This window comes from Roseobacter sp. SK209-2-6, assembly GCF_000169455.1.
In the GTDB taxonomy this organism is placed as follows: Bacteria; Pseudomonadota; Alphaproteobacteria; order Rhodobacterales; family Rhodobacteraceae; genus Pseudophaeobacter.
The window spans coordinates 1-20,279 of record NZ_AAYC01000025.1; the positions used below are offsets into that span (position 1 = coordinate 1).

The 20,279-nt window shown below is 57.0% G+C and carries 16 protein-coding genes and 1 pseudogene; 8 read left to right on the forward strand and 9 right to left on the reverse strand.

What is annotated here, in order from left to right; genetic code table 11:
* Positions 1–759: pseudogene (locus tag RSK20926_RS21715) on the reverse strand (cytochrome P450); the annotation flags it as partial.
* Positions 760–849: 90 nt separating this feature from the next.
* Between RSK20926_RS21715 and RSK20926_RS21720 the strand changes: the two are divergent.
* From RSK20926_RS21720 to RSK20926_RS21740, 5 genes are all read left to right on the forward strand, one after another.
* Positions 850–2,580, forward strand: a complete 1,731-nt coding sequence (locus RSK20926_RS21720) for a sensor histidine kinase (protein ID WP_008210093.1) — start codon at positions 850–852, stop codon at positions 2,578–2,580.
* Positions 2,577–3,806: a sigma-54-dependent transcriptional regulator gene (locus RSK20926_RS21725; RefSeq protein WP_008210095.1), complete on the forward strand. Its 1,230-nt coding sequence runs from the start codon at positions 2,577–2,579 to the stop codon at positions 3,804–3,806. The genes RSK20926_RS21720 and RSK20926_RS21725 overlap by 4 nt, the downstream gene beginning before the upstream one ends.
* A 292-nt stretch (positions 3,807–4,098) precedes the next feature.
* The gene (locus RSK20926_RS21730; RefSeq protein ID WP_008210096.1) at positions 4,099–5,100 is read left to right on the forward strand and encodes a DctP family TRAP transporter solute-binding subunit; all 1,002 of its coding nucleotides are present in this window, start codon (positions 4,099–4,101) and stop codon (positions 5,098–5,100) included.
* 144 nt (positions 5,101–5,244) lie between these two features.
* Positions 5,245–5,922 carry a TRAP transporter small permease gene (locus tag RSK20926_RS21735; RefSeq protein ID WP_008210098.1) on the forward strand — a complete coding sequence of 226 codons (678 nt, stop codon included), beginning with the start codon at positions 5,245–5,247 and terminating at the stop codon, positions 5,920–5,922.
* A complete protein-coding gene (locus RSK20926_RS21740) occupies positions 5,922–7,298 on the forward strand; it encodes a TRAP transporter large permease (protein ID WP_008210099.1) in 1,377 nt (458 codons plus the stop codon). Before RSK20926_RS21735 ends, RSK20926_RS21740 begins: the two co-directional genes overlap by 1 nt.
* A 149-nt stretch (positions 7,299–7,447) precedes the next feature.
* Here the strand turns inward: RSK20926_RS21740 and tpiA are convergent, their stop codons facing one another.
* The 7 genes from tpiA to RSK20926_RS21775 form a co-directional block, all read right to left on the reverse strand.
* A complete protein-coding gene (gene tpiA, locus RSK20926_RS21745) occupies positions 7,448–8,197 on the reverse strand; it encodes a triose-phosphate isomerase (RefSeq protein ID WP_037256348.1) in 750 nt (249 codons plus the stop codon).
* Positions 8,198–8,315: 118 nt separating this feature from the next.
* A complete protein-coding gene (locus tag RSK20926_RS21750; protein WP_008210104.1) occupies positions 8,316–8,675 on the reverse strand; it encodes a HesB/IscA family protein in 360 nt (119 codons plus the stop codon).
* A gap of 130 nt (positions 8,676–8,805) precedes the next feature.
* The gene (locus RSK20926_RS21755; protein ID WP_008210107.1) at positions 8,806–10,032 is read right to left on the reverse strand and encodes a glycerophosphodiester phosphodiesterase family protein; all 1,227 of its coding nucleotides are present in this window, start codon (positions 10,030–10,032) and stop codon (positions 8,806–8,808) included.
* Between the two features lie 119 nt (positions 10,033–10,151).
* Positions 10,152–10,514 (reverse strand): SUF system Fe-S cluster assembly protein, encoded by a 363-nt coding sequence (locus RSK20926_RS21760; RefSeq protein WP_008210109.1) that lies wholly within the window; start codon positions 10,512–10,514, stop codon positions 10,152–10,154.
* 270 nt (positions 10,515–10,784) lie between these two features.
* Entirely contained in the window at positions 10,785–12,623 is a 1,839-nt protein-coding gene (locus tag RSK20926_RS21765; RefSeq protein ID WP_008210112.1) for a pentapeptide repeat-containing protein, read from the reverse strand.
* 115 nt (positions 12,624–12,738) lie between these two features.
* A complete protein-coding gene (locus RSK20926_RS21770; RefSeq protein WP_008210113.1) occupies positions 12,739–13,026 on the reverse strand; it encodes an NfeD family protein in 288 nt (95 codons plus the stop codon).
* Entirely contained in the window at positions 13,023–13,913 is an 891-nt protein-coding gene (locus RSK20926_RS21775; RefSeq protein WP_037256351.1) for an SPFH domain-containing protein, read from the reverse strand. The genes RSK20926_RS21770 and RSK20926_RS21775 overlap by 4 nt, the downstream gene beginning before the upstream one ends.
* A 417-nt stretch (positions 13,914–14,330) precedes the next feature.
* Between RSK20926_RS21775 and tgt the strand changes: the two genes are divergently transcribed.
* Both tgt and lon read left to right on the forward strand, forming a co-directional pair.
* Entirely contained in the window at positions 14,331–15,461 is a 1,131-nt protein-coding gene (gene tgt, locus RSK20926_RS21780; protein WP_008210119.1) for a tRNA guanosine(34) transglycosylase Tgt, read from the forward strand.
* Between the two features lie 467 nt (positions 15,462–15,928).
* Entirely contained in the window at positions 15,929–18,346 is a 2,418-nt protein-coding gene (gene lon / locus RSK20926_RS21785) for an endopeptidase La (protein ID WP_008210121.1), read from the forward strand.
* A 126-nt stretch (positions 18,347–18,472) separates the two neighbouring features.
* Here the strand turns inward: lon and RSK20926_RS21790 are convergent, their stop codons facing one another.
* Positions 18,473–19,525: a Glu/Leu/Phe/Val family dehydrogenase gene (locus RSK20926_RS21790; RefSeq protein ID WP_008210124.1), complete on the reverse strand. Its 1,053-nt coding sequence runs from the start codon at positions 19,523–19,525 to the stop codon at positions 18,473–18,475.
* Positions 19,526–19,657: 132 nt separating this feature from the next.
* On the opposite strand from RSK20926_RS21790, the gene RSK20926_RS21795 reads away from it, so the two are divergent.
* Positions 19,658–20,116, forward strand: coding sequence for an Lrp/AsnC family transcriptional regulator (locus tag RSK20926_RS21795; protein WP_037256354.1), 459 nt, complete (start codon positions 19,658–19,660; stop codon positions 20,114–20,116).
* Positions 20,117–20,279 lie beyond the last annotated feature (163 nt).

Below are 20,279 nucleotides of genomic sequence, written 5' to 3' on the forward strand. Positions count from 1 at the left end.
AACATGGTTTCACCCCATTTCCGAGTGCATGAACCGTGGCTTCATGCCCAGCGTTCAACAGCAGGATACAGGTGGCGATCAGTTCGTCGCTGAGAGTTTCTCTCCTTCCTCCTCCGCTTCGATCAACCTCGTAATAAGGTCATCGCCGGGAGATGTGCGGCGCTCCTCGACATAAGTCCTAAGAAAGCTGGCGAACTCGGAGCTGGCCTTTGCTGCGGCGAGTTCAATCTCCTTGCTGTGGCCAGCTTGATACATGGCAACCATGTCATGGGACCATTGCAACAGCTGTGGGGCCATCTTCTCGGGGACGCCCAGAAGGCGGCAGATGGTTATGACGGGCACTTTGGTGCAATAGTGCTGCAACAGGTCGAAGGGCTCTTCGGGGAAGTCATCGATCAGATTATTGCAGAGCGCGATCAGGTCACCTTCCAGATCTTTGATCGCGCGAGAGGTGAAGGCCCGCATGACCAGTTTGCGTAGACGCGTATGGCGCGGAGGTTCCAGCTCCAGCATTGAATGTGCTTCGACCGCCAGGAATGGGGCGAGATGTGCAGGCCCTCCCGTTGCCAGTTCGGAGGGCACCTCACGCCCAAATCGCCTGTCGCGCAGCAAGGCATGTACGGCCGCCCGACTAAAAGCTGCGGGCATTTTGTAGTCTTGCCAGAAATGAAGGGCGCCCTCTGCACGGGTACGGGCATAAAAGGGATAGGGATCCTGCACAAAGGCCGGATCCAGGGGAGATTGCGATACTGTCTTCATGGCAGGACTTTTGTCCCGGACGCTGGCCATTGCAAGGGGCTTTTTGCTAGGGTGGGGCGAAGAGGACAAAACGAGAGCGGGTAAGGAAAAGTGCAGCGCTGGAAGGTCTTGCTGGGGGTTGCCCTGGTGATTGCAGGGATTGCGGGAGGGAGCTGGACCTATGGTTACCGGCAGGCACTCGATGCATTGGCAGAGCGCAGCGCTGCGGATCTGGCACTGGCCTCGGATCGGGTCAGTACGCAATTGCAGATCTATCAGGAACTGGCGGTTCTCATGGTAGAACACCCTGTGCTGAAAGATCTCCATTCGGGGCAGTCGAGCTCTGTTGCAGACGCGGTGGAGCTGTTGCGCCAGGTTGCAGACAAGACCGCGGCCCTTGATGTCTTCTATGTTAGCTCTACGGGGCAGGTTCTTGCGGCCGCCGAAGGGGTGAGTAGCGGGAATGTAGCCTCAGAAGAGTATTTTAAACGAGCGATGCAGGGCGCTTTGGGTTCAAGTCATGGCGTGCTTTCTCCCCAAGGGCGACGGGTTTACAACTACGCTGCCCCCTCCTTTGAACCCAATGGCGCTGTGCTTGGTGCATTGGTTGTTGTGGCCGATGTCGAAGATGTGGAGCAGACTTGGCGCGGCTCTTTGCCAACCGTGATTTTTACTGACCGGGGTGGCAAGGTTTTTATCTCCAACAGGCCGGAGTTGTTCTTTTGGCAACGGGAAGCAGCGGATCCGGGTAGCCCAAAGGTGGTCGCGACCGAGACCTATGCAAATCATGAGATTTGGACCCTTGATGGAGGCCCCTATCTGCCACGGCGCGCATTGCATTTGGCGCTGGACCTGCCGGTGATTGGCTTGACCGGTCAGATTTTGGTTGATGTTGCCCCTGCACGCAGGATCGCCGCACTGCAATCCGCAGCGCTAGGGGCCTTGTCGTTGGCTTTTGGGGCATTTCTGTTCCTCGCTTTGGAACGTCGACGCACTCTGGCCGAGGCCAATGCGGTGCTGGAAAGCCGGGTGGAAGCGCGCACACGCGCGTTGCAATCTACAAATACTCAATTGCGTCATGAGATACGCGAACGCAAAGAAGCCGAGGCTGCACTCCAAAAGGCGCAGGAAGAACTGGTCCAGGCCGGCAAACTCTCTGCTTTGGGGCAGATGTCAGCGGGTATCAGCCATGAATTGAACCAGCCTTTGATGGCGATCCAGCAATACGCAGAAAACGCGCAGGCTTTTCTTGTGCGGGATCAAAGCGAGAAGGCGGGGGAAAATCTGGGTCGGATCGCAGGCATGTCCACCCGTATGGCCCGCATTATCAAGAACCTCAGGGCATTTTCCCGCAACGAAAGCGAGCCCCGGTCCAAGGTTGATTTGATCCAGGTTATCAATGCAGCCTCTGAGTTGACGGCGCCGCGCCTTCAGGGAGATCAAGTGGCGCTCAGCTGGGAACCTGCCGAGGGGGAAGAACCACTATGGGTCTGGGGGGGCGAAGTTCGGCTAACCCAGGTTTTTGTCAACCTGATCAACAATGCAGCTGATGCGATGTTGGGCCAGGAGGAACGGGCAATTTCGATTGAGGTGGAGCAACACGAAAAGCTATCTGTTCGGGTAACCGATGTAGGCCCAGGCATCAAAGAACCTGAGAAGATGTTTGACCCGTTTTACTCAACCAAGGTTGTTGGAAGTGCTGAAGGCATGGGGTTGGGGCTTTCAATTTCTTATGGTCTGGTGCAGAGCTTTGGTGGCAATATCCGGGGTCTGAACAGCAAAGAAGGCGGCGCCATCTTTGAAGTGGAACTGGAACCCTGGCGTGCGGAGGCGCATGGATGACCAATAAGATCCTACTGGTTGATGATGATGCAGCGCTGCGTGAGGCTTTGGCCCAAACTCTTGAGCTGAATGATCTGGAACCTCTGACCGCTGGCTCCTTTTTGGCTGCCAAGGATCACATTAAGCCGGGTTTTGATGGGGTGATCCTTTCGGATATTAGAATGCCGGGCCGCGACGGTTTTTATCTGTTAGACTATGTCCGAGAATTGGACGAAGACTTGCCTGTGATCCTATTGACCGGGGAGGGAGATATCCCAATGGCGGTCAAGGCGATGTCGCAGGGGGCCTTTGGGTTTCTTGAAAAACCCTGTGCTACCCTTGATCTTTTGGCTGTGTTGGAGAGAGCCCTGAAGAACCGGCGTCTCGTCTTGGAGAACCGGCTTTACAAGCAACAATTGGCAGAGGGCGATCCGGCTGCACGCATGCTTTTTGGTAGCTCTGCCCAGGCCGAAGAGCTGCGTAGACGGGTTCGAACCGTAGCACCTACATCGGCTGAGGTATTGGTTGCAGGCCCTGCCGGCAGCGGGATTTCCAAGGTTGCGGAGGTCATTCACCTGATGTCCCCACGTGCTCAGGGCGCCTTTGTAAAGGCGCCAGGGGCTGGGTTGGATCCTGCAGCACTGGATGAACTTTGTCAAAAGGCCTCTGGTGGTTCCTTGTTTCTGGATGAAATCTCTGCCCTTTCAGAAGCGGTGCAATATGCGCTTCTGGATCGGATCGAAAAGGGAGGGGAGCCCCGGATCATCGCTGGAACCACTCAGGATCTCGCTCTTGCGGTTGCTGAAAACCAATTCGGGGCGGATCTCTATTATCGGTTAGAGGGGATGCGGGTCCGGGTCCCCAGTCTGGCAGAGCGTCCTGGCGATATTCCGGTTCTGTTTCGCCACTATGTGGCCCAGGCCTCTGAGCAGGCTGGGATTGAACCGCCGGAGGTTGAAGAAGAATACCTGGCGGGCCTCATGGCCCAGGATTGGCCTGGAAACGCCCGCTCTTTGATGTCTGCGGCAATGCGCTTTGTGTTGGGAATGCCGGAAGAGACTATTTCGTCCGGTGAGTTGGGTTTGACAGAACAGATGGCACAGGTGGAGCGATCATTGCTGATCGCAGCGCTGGGCCGCCAAAATGGGCGCGCCGCCGCCGCTGCAGAAGCACTGAAGTTGCCGCGCAAGACCTTCTACGACAAATTAGCTCGCTACGGGATCAAGCCAGAAGACTATCGACGCTAACATTCGAGGAACGGGTCTCGAAGTTGATTCTCTGTGCAGATTCGCTGTGAAAGGCGCGCTGTGCGGTTTTCCGCACAACCCCTGGGGGGAACTGTGCGGGATTTCGCACAAGCAATTCAAGTGACATGGAAATACCTTTGCGTTTCTACGCTTAGATATCTGAAAAATATAGGTAATTTTCAAAAAGCAAGTGTTTTCGAATCAAATCTTGAGCGGCGACACCCAACTCGCGATCCTGTGAAGGAGGCCTCTGTTTCATGCAGAGGTACAGGAGAAATTTGGGAGGACCAAAATGAAATTCCTAACAACCGCTGCCGCTGCGCTGGCAATGACCGTATCTGCAGGTGCTGTAAGTGCCGCCTGTGATGAAGGCGAAGTCGTCGTCAAGTTCAGCCATGTGACTAATACCGATAAGCACCCAAAGGGGATTGCGGCGTCGCTGTTGGAAAGGCGCGTGAACGAAGAGATGAACGGCTCCATGTGTATGGAAGTTTATCCGAACTCGACGCTTTACAACGACAACAAGGTACTGGAAGCGATGCTGCAGGGCGACGTGCAGCTGGCCGCTCCGTCCCTGTCGAAGTTTGAGAAATTCACCAAGCAGTTCCGCCTGTTCGATCTGCCCTTTATGTTCAAGAACATCGATGCGGTTGATGCCTTTCAGGCCTCCGAAGATGGTCAGGCGCTGCTGGACAGCATGCAACGTCGCGGTCTTCAGGGGCTGGCCTATTGGCACAATGGCATGAAGCAGATGTCAGCTAACAAGCCTTTGGTTGAGCCAACAGATGCCAATGGTCTGAAATTCCGGGTTCAATCCTCTGACGTGCTGGTCGCGCAGATGGAAGCCATCGGTGGCTCTCCTCAGAAAATGGCCTTTTCGGAAGTCTATGGCGCGCTGCAGCAGGGTGTTGTCGACGGACAGGAAAACACCTGGTCTAACATCTATGGCAAGAAGTTCTTTGAAGTGCAGGACGGTGTAACCGAAACCAACCACGGCATCATCGACTATCTGGTTGTGACCAATGTGGATTGGCTTGAGAGCCTGGATCCGTCGGTGCGAGAGCAGTTCCTCACCATCCTGGGTGAAGTGACGCAGACCCGGAATGCAGAATCGGCACAGGTGAATCAAGAAGCCAAGGACGCAATCATCGCCGCCGGTGGTGAAGTGCGCAGCCTGACAGCCGAACAGCGCACCAGCTGGGTTGAGACCATGAAACCGGTCTGGGCACAGTTCGCTGGTGACGTGGGCCAAGACAAGATCGACGCCGCTCAGGCGATCAACGCAAGCCACTAACGGCACTAGCCTTAGGCTCGCACTCTGCGGGCCGCCTCTGGGGCGCTGTTCCTTTCTAGAAAAGTGCAGCTGCGCCCCGGACACCAGGCGGCGAGGGGATCCGCCGCCTGACCCTCTCTTATCCAAACAATCGGGGACATCATCATGTCGGGGGCAAGAACCGGCCCGTCCGGGTTTATCAATACATTGGAGGAGACGTTGATCGCCCTGTTGCTGGGGCTGATGACTGTCATCACCTTTGCCAATGTGATCGCGCGTTTCGTCTTTAACTCTAACATTCTCTGGGCGCTGGAACTGACAGTGTTCCTTTTTGCTTGGCTGGTGCTTTTGGGTGCCTCTTATGCCGTAAAAGTGCATGCGCATCTGGGAGTGGACGCCATCCTCAATATGCTGGCACCAGGCCCTCGCAAGGCGGTAGCACTTTTTGCAGCAGGCTGTTGTCTGGTGTTCTCTCTGCTTTTGCTTAAGGGCGCCTATGACTATTGGGCGGTCTTTGCGGATCTGCCGCCCACCTCTGGGCGCTGGTTCCCGACGGGCTTTGATCTGAAGGCCCGCAGCCAGAGCTTCTATGAGGTGCAAGATGTGCCAATGGTCGGCGCGCTGCGGTTCCTAGAGGATCTGATCAACTACGGGGACCCTTACGAAAAACTGCCCAAAGTGGTGCCCTATATCATCCTGCCGCTCTCGATGCTGCTGTTGGTGCTGCGCTTTACCCAAGCCGCGTTGCAGGTTTTGCGTGGAGAGACCGACCGTTTGGTTGCAAGTCATGAAGTTGAAGATGAGCTGGAAGCCGTGAAGGCCCAGCAGGGGGAGCATGACTGATGGAAGTTGTCTTTCTTTTTGCAATGGTCATTGGGCTTTTGCTCATCGGGGTGCCAATCGCGGTTTCCCTGGGCCTCAGTTCCACCCTGTTCCTGCTGATCTATTCGGATAGCTCGCTGGCCTCGGTCGCAGGCACGCTGTTTGAAGCCTTTGAAGGGCATTTCACTCTGCTGGCGATCCCCTTCTTTATCCTGGCCTCGAGCTTTATGACCACGGGCGGCGTGGCGCGGCGGATCATCCGCTTCTCCATCGCCTGTGTCGGGCATCTGCCGGGCGGGCTGGCCATTGCGGGCGTCTTTGCTTGTATGCTTTTTGCGGCTCTATCCGGATCGTCACCTGCAACCGTTGTGGCCATCGGCTCCATCGTGATCGCGGGCATGCGCCAGGTGGGCTACTCCAAGGATTTCGCGGCCGGTGTGATCTGTAACGCAGGCACCCTGGGCATCTTGATCCCGCCCTCCATCGTCATGGTCGTCTATGCGGCGGCGGTCGAGGTCTCGGTCGGGCGGATGTTCCTGGCTGGTGTCATTCCGGGCCTGATGGCAGGCATCATGCTGATGGTCACCATCTATGTCATGGCCAAGGTCAAGAACCTGCCCAAGGGCGACTGGCTGGGCTGGGGCGAGATCTTTGCCTCCGCACGCGAGGCGGGCTGGGGTCTGTTCCTGATTGTCATCATCCTGGGCGGCATCTACGGCGGTATCTTCACCCCGACGGAAGCGGCAGCGGTGGCAGCGGTCTATGCCTTCCTGATTGCCTGCTTTGTCTACAAGGACATGGGGCCGCTGTCGAACGGCGAAGGCGCAGCAAAGACGCCGCTGGTGAAAAAGCCCATTGCCCTGGTCACGGCCTGGTTCCACCCGGATACCAAACACACGCTGTTTGAAGCGGGCAAGCTGACCGTCACGCTCTTGTTCGTTATCGCCAATGCGTTGATCCTGAAGCATGTTCTGACCGATGAGCAGGTGCCGCAGCATATCGCCAACGCGATGCTCTCGGCTGGGTTTGGCCCGGTGATGTTCCTGGTGGTGGTCAATGTAATCCTGCTGATTGGCGGCCAGTTTATGGAGCCATCCGGCCTGTTGGTCATCGTGGCGCCGCTGGTCTTCCCGATTGCGATTGAGCTGGGCATCGATCCGATCCACCTGGGCATCATCATGGTGGTCAATATGGAGATTGGCATGATTACCCCGCCTGTTGGCCTTAACCTCTTTGTCACCTCCGGGGTTGCGGGGATGCCGATGATGCGGGTGGTGCGGGCCGCGCTGCCTTTCCTCGCGGTGCTCTTCGTCTTCCTGATCCTGATCACCTATGTGCCCTGGCTGTCGACGGTGCTGCCGAATGCGGTGATGGGACCGGAGATCATCACCAAGTGATCTCAGGGTCCAGTAAAAAGAAAGCGCCCCGGTATTCCGGGGCGTTTTGCGTTTCACAGGCAGGGGCGCTGCCCCTTTTGGCCTTTGGCCAATTCACCCCGAGGTATTGGGGGCAAAATGAAAGGCCCCATGCTTCACGCGTGCTGGCTCTAGCTTGCTTCCAGCGCCTGGATGATCGGAGAAAAGTCTGCAGCCTTTAGGCTGGCGCCACCGACAAGAGCGCCATCAACGTTGGAGGTTGCAAAGATCTCTGCGGCATTGCCGGGTTTCACCGAGCCACCATAGAGAAGGCGGATGCTGTCTGCGATCTCTTCCCCAAAGCGGGAGGTGAGCTCGGTTCGCAGGAAATTATGTACCTCAGCGATTTGCTCAAGCGTTGGCACTTTGCCAGTGCCGATGGCCCAAACCGGCTCATAGGCGACAACTGAGTTTACTCCATTCGCGCCGTCCGGCAGTGAGGCGGCGAGCTGGGTGCCAACGATTTTTAAGGTGCTTCCGCTTTCGCGTTCTTCCAGGGTTTCACCCAGGCAAACTACGGCAATGAGCCCACTTTCCCAGGCTGCCATGGTTTTAGCCGCCACGGTTTTATTGCTTTCGCCATGGTCTGCGCGACGCTCTGAGTGTCCGAGAATAACTGCCGTGGCACCTGCCTCTCGCAGCATCTCTGCGGAGAGATCGCCAGTATGAGCGCCAGATGAATTGGCGTGGCAATCCTGCCCACCGATTGCGACCGGATTGCCATTCACAGCTTCGCTTGCCCGTGAGAGCAGCGTTGCCGGAGGGCAGATTAGGATCTCGCAAGCGCTCTTTTTATGGGTCTTGGTCAGGGTCTCGAGTTCCGCGAGAGCGGGGCCCATGCCATTCATTTTCCAGTTGCCTGCCGCCAGTTTCTGCCGCATTGAGCTATCCCCTTGTTGAATTTCGCGAGAGTGGTAGCACCCGATGCGGAGAGGGGCAATCATGCAAAGAAAAAGGTGGGCAGGCCTACCTTGCTAATTGGACTTGGAAAACAGCTTGCTACAGATTTGGAGCTTCCTTGAAACTGATCGATTCCCCACAGCCGCAGGCATCTGCGACATTGGGGTTCTTGAATTTGAAACCGCTTTCCAGAAGCGAGACCTCATAGTCGATCTCGGTGCCAAAGAGGAACATCTGCGCCATTGGCGCAATCATCACCCGCGCGCCGTCCTGTTCGACCACTTCGTCGTTACCATCAGCAGTATCGACATACTCCATGGTGTATTCCATGCCGGCACAGCCGCCCTTTTTGACGCCGATGCGCAGGCCCGCATGGCCCGCGCTGGTCATCAGCTTGGTAATCTGGGCAGCCGCCCGAGGGGTAAGTGTCACAGCCTGTTTGCCGGGAATGCCGAACATGAGTGTCTCCAATGCGCGCGTCTCTCCTTATCTAGGCTCGCACCGGCGCGGGCTCAAGAGGGAAGAGGCAAAAGGGGCCGCGCCGGATGCGGCTCCTGGGAAGATTCTGCCGAGTATGCGTTAAGGGCGTCTAAAGCCCCATGCAATTGGCATAGTAAGTGACAGTTGCAGGCCAGTCGGAGAAGACCCCCTCAACTTTCACCTCCTGCGCCAGCACATCCAGGATTTGGTAGTAGCTGGAGGCATCGGTGACCAGCGGTGCCACGCTCTGGAAATACCAGCCGCCGCCATTGGTCAACGGGCCAGAGCGTTCCAGCGTCCAGGTGATGAGTTTCAAACCGGCCGCACTGGCCGCACGGGCATAGGCAGAGGGCAGCATTTCGCCATTCTGTTCCGTGACCAGGAACCACATTGGAGGGGCGATGTAATTCACGCCCTTGGCGTGCAATTCGTTAAAATCATGCGGAAAAGTCTCCGGATCGTTGGGATTAAAGCTTTCCAGGTTATAGCTGTTATCCAGGAACACCGCCTGTTTTCCGAACTCAGGCTCATGTTCAATCCAGTAGAGCACGTCCTCGAGATTGAAGCTTTGAGCCCAGACATCAGTGGCTGGAATGCCTGCTGCTTTGTATTCATCAATGAGTTTCTGCGCGTAGTCCGCCTGGCTGAAGTTGTTGAAGGGCATCTCCACTGAGGGGGCCTTCAACTCGGGTGTGAATTTTGCGCCCAGGCGTTTGAACAGATTGATCGATTCCGCATGGGTCATAGTGGCGGCGCCATCGGCAAAAAGCGTGCTGCGCCAATCGGCGGTGCCGCCCTGATAGGCTTCGGCGGTCAGGGCGGCCTTGTCGGCGCTGTCCATCTTGGGTTCCAGGCTGCGGAACTGTTCAAGGGTGATTTCCGAGCTGCGGCACTCAGCCGTCGCGGGGTGGCTCTCCGATGCCGGGGCGAAGGGCGTGATGCAGGTTTCCGCCAGATCCGTGGTGAGAATATTGGTGGTGGTGTGCAGATCGTTTTGCGCGTGACGGCAGATCAGCTCGTGATCCTTGGTGAAGGTAACGTCGCATTCCAGAATGCCTGCGCCCATCTGAGCCGCTGCCACGTTTGATTCCACGGTATGTTCCGGAAACAGCAGCGGCGCACCGCGGTGGCCGATGGAGAAGAGGCTGCGGCTGGGGGTCTGGCCTGCGCAGGACTGCAGTTTCTCCTTCAGGGCGCCCTCGGGCAGCTTTTCGATCAGATAGGCGGGGCGCGGGCCGTAGCCGATTCCGTAGTCCGTCGCAGAGGTATCAAGAGCCGCAACAGCAGAGGAGAGCGAGAGGCATCCAAGAAGTGAAAGGATAAGGATCTTTTGCACCGGGTATTCTCCGTATTGAATTGATTTTCAAAAGAGAAATCGCGGTCAAAGGTAACTCCTTTGCCGCGATCCCGTGAAGCTTTTGTGAACTCTTACCGCCGGTTTCGGCGGCCGGTGTCTTACATGAAACCCAGTTCGAGGCGGGCCTCGTCGGACATCATTTCCATGCCCCAGGGCGGCTCCCAGGTGATCTGGACGTCCACCGATTTGACCCCGGCCACAGGCGAGACCGCATCGACGATCCAGCCCGGCATCTCACCGGCCACGGGGCAACCGGGCGCGGTCAGGGTCATGATGATCTGAACGTCGTTTTCGTCATTGATGTCAATGGTATAGATCAGGCCCAGCTCATAGATATTGACCGGGATCTCCGGGTCATAGACCGAGCGGCAGGCATCCTCGATCTGAGGATAGAGCGGGTGCGTGACAGAGGAGGGCGCAATCAGCGGCGCGCCTTCAAGCGGTTCGGTAGCATCAGTCATGGGCAGGCCCTTAAGTTAATCTGAGCGATTATATAGGGAATAGGGGCGGGGAGGTCCAGAGGGGCAGGCGGGGGAAACCTCCCTCGTGCCAAGGTGCCGCAGCGCAGCGGGCGGGGGCCTAAATCAGGGCGGCACCTCCAGTACACCAATTGTGTACTGACGGAGTGCCAGCTATCTTCCAGCTGCTGGGTTAAATAGAGCGGGGGCTTTGGGAAGAAGAATAGGAGAAGAATCGCGTGAAACGACTACAAATTCCGCGCTAAGTTACCCCTAGTATCTACCAACTGACTTAACATCTTTCCATCTGCAAGTGGGAGAATCCGGGGGGATCGGTGTGACATCCCAGTATTTCATAGGAGCGACTTTTTCCCACTCGAAGTCAGTTGGCAATCCTTGCAAGGTTCCCCTGTGTATCCATCCTTTCCAACGTGCATAAAACTCTTCTTCTGGAAGCTCTTTATCAAGGCGCCATTGACATGGTGTTCCGTTGGCCTTCAGCCATTCGGGCCTAATACTTACTGTTTTATCAAGAAAGGTATTTTGAAAGACTGTGTTCGAGTCCATGTAAACATATTGTAAGTTGATGTTTCGGAACGCGGAACCATCGAAATCGGCGCCGCTGAATACAGCTCTTCGCGGTAGTGTTTTTGGATGCGCTGAGTTCGTGAAGATTGAGTAGTTAATTTCCGAACTTCTAAAATCAACTCGTTCGAGTTTTGAGTTGTCAAATTTTACTGAATTCAAATTGCTGTTTCTGAATTTCGTATAGCTCAGGTTGGAACCCAGGAATGTCGATTGAGAAAGGTTCGTATCGAGAAAAACGGTACCTTGCAGATCGCTGAACGTGAAGTCCGCCTTCTGGAAATCAGTATCGGTGAAGCTTGCGTTCCGCGCGCGACTCCCCTGGAAAGCTAGATATCTCCAGTCGGAGTGCGATACTTCAACAAAATCTAGATCTGCGTTTTGCAATTGCCCGTAAAGTAGAGGGGTACGGACAATCTGAGAGCCACGCAGGAAAGCGCCTTCGGCAATGACTCCCGAAAGATTGGAGTTTTTGAGATAGGACTTTGAGAGGTTCGCAGCCACAAAAACCGAAGAGAGGGCGTTTAAATTGCTGAGATTGATGCTAAAATTCCGATTGTGAGCAGTTGCACGATCATTCTGGGTTCTAATCTCTTGGGGCGGCACTTCCGATAATCGCGGTGGAATGGCCTTTTGAATTTTAGCACGCCGAAAAACCTTCCAAGATTTTTCAAGATCCTGAAGGGATCTGAAATTTAATTCGTCGCAGATCAGTCCTCTATTTTTACACCAAGATTCTTGAAAAATTGAAAACTCCAGCGCAAATGGAACCCAATCTTGGGGCATCTGGGTTAGCGTATTCTCTGCCAAATTGACCCTTGTTATGTGTTTGGCGGGTCCCGTGGTCTTTTGGAGGCTAAGCGCGAAAATCAACGGTGCTGTTCCGATTAGGAAGGCGATAGCTGGAAATGTACTCCACAGGTTTTTATAGGGTTCTGGGGCCATTGATTTCATTCGGAGAAGCAGCATCGCTAGGCTGGCACTACCTGCAATCAGGGCTGTCAGCAGGCAGACCCCAGCGATGGTTGTCATCTCCCAGGTGCGGGCAGGCATCGAGGCCCACCAGAGCCAGGCAAGGACAAAGGGGCCAAAGACCCAGGCCAGGAGAATGTTGAGCAGCATTGATGCGCTTTCCAATGCCCTCGGGGCGGCGCAGTTGTCGCCACGCAGCCGGGCGCGCAGGTGTAGGGCGGCATCAGACACTAGCCAGGGGGCAATGGCCTCACCCAGGCGGGTGCCCTCATGCCGTGAGGGGGCGGCGCCGAGGGCGTCCCAGAGGCGGATCAGATAGAGGTGGAAATAGCTGTAGATCGCTGCAATCAGCAGCGGCGCGCCGTAGAAGAACAGCGGGGTGGGGACAGAGACGTTGATCAGCGGCAGCTGGGTGGCGCGGTCCACCCCGTAGAAATCAATATGCTCCACCCCCATCAGGGTGACCCCGACAAACAGCAGCGCCGAGAGCAGGGCAAACCAGGTGGATTTGGCGTTTTGGGTCAGGGCGTTGATGCGCTCAATCGGGCTGGTCATTGAAAATCCAAAGGTAGCAAAGAAAAAGGGCAGAGTGATCTGCCCTTGATGCTGCCACAGGATGTGTTTTGACGCAAAGGAAAGGCACGGCGACGCTGCCTTGCAACCCGCAGTGTCAGTCGTTGATGTCGTGGTCGAAGGTTTTGACCTGTCCCTTGGGCAGGGCGAAGTAGCGGCGCAGGGCTAGCCAGGCGATCAGCGACAGGGCGGCAAAGGTGAAGAGCAGGGCTGCAAGGCTGATGCCGGTGCTGCCGATCACCAGGAGCAGGGCGGTGCAGGCCAGCGCCCCGATAGCAAAGCCCAGGAAGACAAAGCCTGGCATCAGCACCTCCAGGATGGCCAGCACCAAGGCGGCGGCCCCCCAGACCCACCAGAGCATCCAGAACTCCGTGCTCAGCATCATTTGCCCCCTTTCAAAAGCTTGAAGGCATCGCCAAAGGCCTCCAGCGCATGGGCGGGTACCACGATGGTCTGCTTGCCGGAGCCGTTGCCCAGGGCATTCAGGGATTCGACCTGTTTCAGGGCAACCTGATACTGGGCGGCCTCGATGCCGTTTTCGGCAATGGCCTTAGCGACCACCTCGGTGGCATAGGCTTCCGCCTCGGCCTGGATGCGGCGGGCCTTGGCGGTCTGCTCGGCGGCGTAAAGCTCTGCATCGGCGGCCAGTTCAACGGCGCGTTTCTGGCCCTCGGCCTCGGTCACCTGGGCGCGGCGGGCGCGTTCGGCGTTGAGCTGTTGCAGCATGGCGTCGCGGGTGGCCTGATCGAGGTTCACATCCAGGATCTCGGCGCGGGTCACCTCGATGCCCCAGTCATCCACAGCCGTTTCAACGCTTTCCTGAATGCGGGTGATCAGCTGCGAGCGGTTTGACTGCACCTCATCCAGATCCATTTTACCGATTTCGGCCCGCACGATACCGGCCACGGTGGTGGCAATGGCGCCATCGACGTCGCGGATCCGGTAGACGGTCTTTTCCGGCTCCAGAATGCGGTAAAAGACCGAGGTGTCGATCTGCACCAGCACGTTGTCCTTAGTGATCGCATCCTGGGTCGCATTTGGCAGCTGACGTTCCAGGATCGAGATTTTGTGGCGGGCCACGTCGAGGAAGGGCACGATGAAGTTGATGCCGGGCCCCAGCACCGAATGCAGGCGGCCAAAACGCTCGACCACGTATTTTTCGGACTGCGGCACGATCTTGATGCCCTTGAGCGCGATGATGATGAGCAGCAGTGCGCCCAGAAGGAATAAAAGGTTGCTGGAGAGCAGGTCCAGGATGATGTCTTCACTCATGAGAAACTCCTTTGCGTCCTCGAGGGGGACAAACGGGTCTATTGGCAGATCGGCGGGTGGCGCCTCAGGGGGCGGGGCGGTGTTGTCTGCGGCCTGCGGCGGCGGCTGCGGCGGGAGCGTAAGCGGCAGTTCCTCGCCCGGCAGATTCTCTGCCGAAACCGGATCAGGGGCCTCTGGCTTGCTGGGACTGTCGCCCGGAACCAGCTGCCCGCCTGGCACTTTGCTCTTGTTCAATGTCAAGCCTTGTTGTGTGCAATGGTATACATTTGTGGCCAGAGCGGCCGGAATTCAATACCTGTATGGCGGCAAGCGGGTCCGTCTGGCAAGTCTCGAAGGGTTGAATTTCCATCCGGAATAGGGCAAATGCGCCGGGTTTGCGCCTGGATTTCCTTGCCGGGCAAGTTCCGAGGACCCGCCATGACCGCCCCATTCTCATTTGACCTGAAAGCCACTGACGGCAAAGCCCGCACCGGGGTGATCAATACGCCGCGCGGCGAGATCCGCACGCCCGCCTTTATGCCGGTGGGCACGGCGGCGACGGTCAAGGCAATGATGCCGGAAAGCGTGCGGGCGACCGGGGCGGATATCCTCTTGGGTAATACCTATCACTTGATGCTGCGCCCGACGGCAGAGCGCATCGACCGGCTGGGGGGCTTGCACAAGTTCATGAACTGGGAGCGCCCCATTCTGACCGATAGCGGCGGCTTTCAGGTGATGAGCCTGGCGGGGCTCAGGAAGCTCACCGAAAAGGGCGTCACCTTCAAAAGCCATATCGACGGCTCAAAGCATGAGCTGACGCCGGAACGTTCGATGGAGATCCAGCGCTTGCTGGGCTCGGACATTGTCATGTGTTTTGACGAATGTCCCGCGCTGCCAGCGGACCGCGACCGCATCGCCGAGAGCATGCGCCTGTCGATGCGCTGGGCAGAACGCTCGCGCGAGGCCTTTGGCGACCGGCCAGGGCACGCGCTCTTTGGCATCATGCAAGGCGGGCTTGAAGAAGACCTGCGCGAAGAAAGCGCCGAGGCGCTGAAAAAGATTGGATTTGAGGGCTACGCCGTGGGCGGGCTTGCAGTGGGCGAAGGCCAAGAGGCGATGTTCGATTGCCTAGATTATGCGCCCGGTTTCCTGCCGGAGGATAAGCCGCGCTACCTGATGGGCGTTGGCAAGCCTGACGACATCGTCGGCGCTGTGGCCCGCGGCATCGATATGATGGATTGCGTATTGCCCTCGCGCTCAGGGCGCACCGGCCAGGCTTTCACCCGCAAAGGCGTGGTGAATATCAAAAACGCCCGCCATGCCGATGATCCACGTCAGCTGGATGAGCATTGCGCTTGCCCGGCCTGCCAGAACTACTCGCGGGCCTATCTGCATCATGTCTTCCGCTCGAACGAGATGATCTCTGGTATGCTGCTGACCTGGCACAATCTGCAGTATTTCCAAGACATCATGCAGGGCATGCGGGTCGCCATCGCGGCGGGCACCTTCGAGGCCTGGCAGAAGAATTTCCACGAGACCCGCGCCCAGGGCGATATCGAGCCTCTTTAGGTATCTCCAACGGCTCTGCGGTCGGGAAACCCTGAGATAAACGTTGCGGCCAATCGGTGCAGTTTTTGCAGGCATGGCCTGCGTAAATGTCAACCTAGGCGGGGGGCACTGGCGCAGCGGATCAAAGTGCAGCCATCAAAGGGTGGAGCCAATGCTGGGAGCGAGGCTCGGCAAAGCGGTTCTCATTTTACCAATTCGAAATGAGTGCCCTTTGTCCGGTCCAGGTGATCGGCGGCCTCCACAGCTCTGGTGGTGGAGACTTACTCTTTTCTTAGCGCTTTGGGGGCGTTGAAATGCAAAAACCGCCCTTGTGGTTTGGGTGGTCTGCAGGCAAGGTGTGCTCCGACTTTATGGGAGCGCTGGTTGAAAAATATTAACCCCTGCACCAGATAAAGACTTCCAAAGAGGAGAGCGCAGCGGTTGCCAACAGTTGGGACCTGGCGCTCTTGCCAAGCAAAGGACCGAGTATGAAAGAGCCACTCAATTCTTCCTATCCTGTACTGCCGCTGCGCGATATTGTGGTCTTCCCACATATGATCGTGCCGTTGTTTGTCGGGCGGGAAAAATCTGTGCGCGCCCTCGAAGAGGTGATGGCGGACGATAAGCAGATTCTGCTGTCCAGCCAGATTGATCCGGCAGAGGACGAACCCCAGGCCGATGGTATTTACCAGGCCGGTGTTTTGGCAAATGTGCTGCAGCTGCTGAAGCTGCCAGATGGCACCGTAAAGGTGCTGGTCGAAGGCAGCGCGCGGGTGGAAATCACTGAGTTTCTGGAAAACGACGATTATTTCGAGGCCCGCGCCGAATACCTAAGCGAGATCCCGGGCGATGTTACCACCATAGAGGCGCTGGTGCGCACCGTAGGCGATGAGTTCGAGCGCTATGCCAAAGTGCGCAAGAACATCCCCGAAGAGGCACTCTCGGCCGTGGGTGAAACCACAGAGCCCGCCAAGCTGGCGGATCTGGTCGCAGGCCATCTGGGCATCGAGGTCGACCGCAAGCAGGAACTCCTGGAGACGCTTTCCGTCAGCGAGCGGCTGGAGAAGGTCTATGGCTTGATGCAGGGCGAAATGTCGGTCCTGCAGGTCGAGAAAAAAATCAAGACCCGCGTTAAATCCCAGATGGAGAAGACCCAGCGCGAGTATTATCTGAATGAGCAGATGAAGGCCATTCAGAAGGAGCTGGGCGATGGCGAAGAGGGCGCCGGTGAGGTTGCCGAGCTCGAAGAGAAAATCGCCGCGACCAAACTGTCGAAAGAGGCGCGCGAAAAGGCGGATGCGGAGCTGAAGAAGCTCAAGAATATGTCTCCGATGTCCGCCGAAGCCACCGTGGTGCGCAACTACCTCGACTGGATGCTCTCGATCCCGTGGGGCACCAAGTCGCGTGTCAAAAAAGACCTGGGCCGAGCCGAAGAGATCCTGGATGCGGATCACTACGGGCTGGAGAAGGTCAAGGAGCGCATCGTCGAATATCTGGCGGTGCAGCAGCGCTCTGCCAAGCTGAAGGGGCCGATCCTCTGCCTCGTCGGCCCTCCGGGTGTGGGTAAGACTTCTTTGGGTAAATCCGTTGCCAAGGCGACGGGGCGCGAATTCATCCGCATCTCGCTTGGTGGCGTGCGCGATGAGAGCGAGATCCGTGGCCATCGCCGGACCTACATTGGCTCGATGCCTGGCAAGATCATCCAGGCGCTGAAAAAGGCCAAGACCACCAATCCGCTGATCCTCTTGGATGAAATCGACAAGATGGGTCAGGATTTCCGCGGCGACCCGGCTTCCGCCATGCTGGAAGTGCTGGATCCGGAACAGAACTCCACCTTTGTGGATCACTACCTGGAGGTCGAATATGACCTCTCCAACGTGATGTTCCTGACCACCTCGAACAGCTACAACATGCCCGGGCCTCTTTTGGACCGGATGGAGATCATCCCGCTCTCGGGCTATACCGAGGACGAAAAGCGTGAGATCGCCAAGCAACATCTGGTGTCCAAGCAGGTGAAGAACCACGGGCTGAAAGCCAAGGAGTTCGAGCTGACCGATGAGGCGCTGACCGATATTATCCGGGTCTATACCCGCGAGGCCGGTGTGCGGAATCTGGAGCGCGAAATCGCCAAGGTGGCGCGTAAGTCGCTGACCAAGATCATCAAGAAAGAGGCGGAAACCGTATCGGTCACGCCAGAGAATCTGGATGATTTCCTGGGCGTTGCAAAGTTCCGCTATGGGCTGGCTGAAAAAGAAGATCAGGTCGGTGTAGTCACAGGGCTTGCCTATACCTCTGTCGGCGGCGAGCTCCTGTCGATCGAAGCCCTGCGTCTGCCAGGCAAAGGCCGGATGAAGACTACCGGTAAGCTGGGCGATGTGATGAAAGAATCCATCGAAGCGGCTTCCTCCTATGTGCGCTCGGTTTCGCCCAAGCTCGGCATCAAGCCGCCGCGCTTTGACAAATGGGACATCCACGTCCACGTGCCCGAAGGCGCCACGCCCAAGGATGGCCCCAGCGCGGGTCTTGCCATGGTGACCTCCATCGTTTCGGTGCTGACGCAGATCCCGGTGCGCAAGGATATCGCCATGACCGGCGAGGTCACCCTGCGCGGCAATGCGCTGGCCATTGGCGGCCTCAAGGAGAAGCTCCTGGCGGCCCTGCGCGGCGGCATCAAGACGGTGCTGATCCCCGAGGAAAACGCCAAGGACCTGCCGGAAATCCCGGACAACGTCAAAGAAGGCCTGGAGATCATCACCGTGAGCCATGTCTCCGAAGTGCTGAAACATGCGCTGGTAGAACAGCCTGAAGCCATCGAATGGGACGAAGCAGCCGAAGAAGAAGCCGCCGCAGCCAAGGCCGCGGCTTTGGAGGCGGGTGCACGTGGTTCCGGCGCCCCGGCGCATTAATTTACTTGCCCTTGATCTAAGGGAACAAAAAATAGGGCGCTCCGAGGGGGCGCCCTTTTAGTTTTATTGATTATCTTCCGTTCTGGCCCCTTGACCGGGACTCGATCTTGTTGTGGCTTAGCCCTTTCAGGCGGCAGTTTGTTCCGCCATTTTGGCTAAAACAGTGGAGACAGCCACCGCATCGGGGCTTTGATCTTCCACTTTGGCTTTTTGCAGGATGGCCGCCATGCTGCGGTCCAGAGCTGCAAGTTTTTCTTCAACAAAGGACACCCGATCTGCGATCCGCTGGATCTCGGTTGCGACATTGATAATGCCGCCTCCGTTGGCGACAAAATCAGGCGCATATAGGATCTCTGCCGCGTGCAGTGCCGCACCGTCTTCAGGAGTGGCCAATTGATTATTCGCACCACCAGCAACAATGCCCACTTTCAACTGTGGAATGGTCTCGCTGTTCAAAATGCCGCCAATAGCGCAGGGTGCAAAGATATCGGCATCGACACCATAGATGGCATCCGTCGCAACGGCTGTTGCTGAAAACTCCTCAACCGCGCGGGTCACCTGCGCTGCATTAACATCTGTGACGATCAGGCTGGCGCCAGCATCCTGCAGGAGTTCGCAGAGGAACCAACCGACATGCCCCAGTCCCTGCACCGCAATTTTACAGCCCTTTAAGTTCTGGCTACCGGTTTTATGTGCTTTGGCAGTGCGGATGGCGTTGAATATTCCGCGCGCAGTAATGGGAGAGGGGTCTCCACTGGCGTAGTCCCCATCAGCAAGCCCCGCCACATAGGGGGTTTCTTCCGCCAGGATCGCCATGTCTTCTGGGCTCATGCCCATGTCTTCTGCAGTAAAGTACCGGCCATCAAGGCTGTGGATGGCCCGTGCAAAGGAGCGCAGCAACTCTGGTGTTTTCTGGGTGGCGGGATCGCCGATGATCACAGCTTTGCCGCCGCCAAGGGTGAGGCCCGCAGCTGCATTCTTGTATGTCATGCCCTCGCTCAGCCGAAGAACATCCGTCAGTGCTTCAGCCTCGCTGTCATAGGGGCGCATACGCAACCCGCCAGCAGCTGGTCCAAGCTGGGTGGAATGCAGTGCGATAAATCCCAAAAGGCCCACGCTGGGATCTTCTACGCGGTAAATCTCTTCATGAGTGGTGCTGGTGACAGGTGTCACTTTCATTTGGCTGGCTCCTCAAGGCTGCTTCCTTAATCTAGACTGCACCTGTTGTGAGTTTTCTCCAAAGATGCGACGAATAGGGGTAGATTTTGGAGTTTTTCTGAAATCATGTTGGATTTGTTGGAGGTTTTCACCATGGATGCCATAGACCACAAGATTGTCTCGGTCCTTCAAGATGAAGGCCGGATCAAAATGGCGGAGCTGTCAGAGAAAGTGGGGCTTTCGCCAACACCCTGCGCCCGCCGGGTGGCCATGCTGGAGGAGGCGGGAGTGATTACCGGCTATTCGGCTCGCGTAGATCAGGCAAAACTTGGACTGCAGGTCACAATCTTTGTTGCGGTCGAGCTGGAGCGGCAATCCCGCGATGCGCTGCTAGCATTCGAAAAGGCTGTTCGAAGGTTTGACCAGGTCATGGAGTGCTACCTCATGACAGGCACGCGCGATATTCTATTGCGCGTTGTTGCACGGGACCTGACAGATTTTGATCGCTTCCTGGAAGAGCGTTTGATGTGTGTCCCGGGAATACGCAATACAAGATCCAGTTTCACGCTGCGGACAATGATTGCACGAAATGCACTTCCCCATTCCAGCTAGTACAGAGAATGCTCATACGCGCACCCGCGCCGTCTAATTAAGCCTCTTACGGCTCTTCCGGATCGGGGTAAACCGAAGGTGAGGAAAACCGCAAAAGGGGCGAAGATTTCGCCTCGGCCCCTCTTGCACATGGCTAGTGCCAAGGATACTACCCGCCACAACG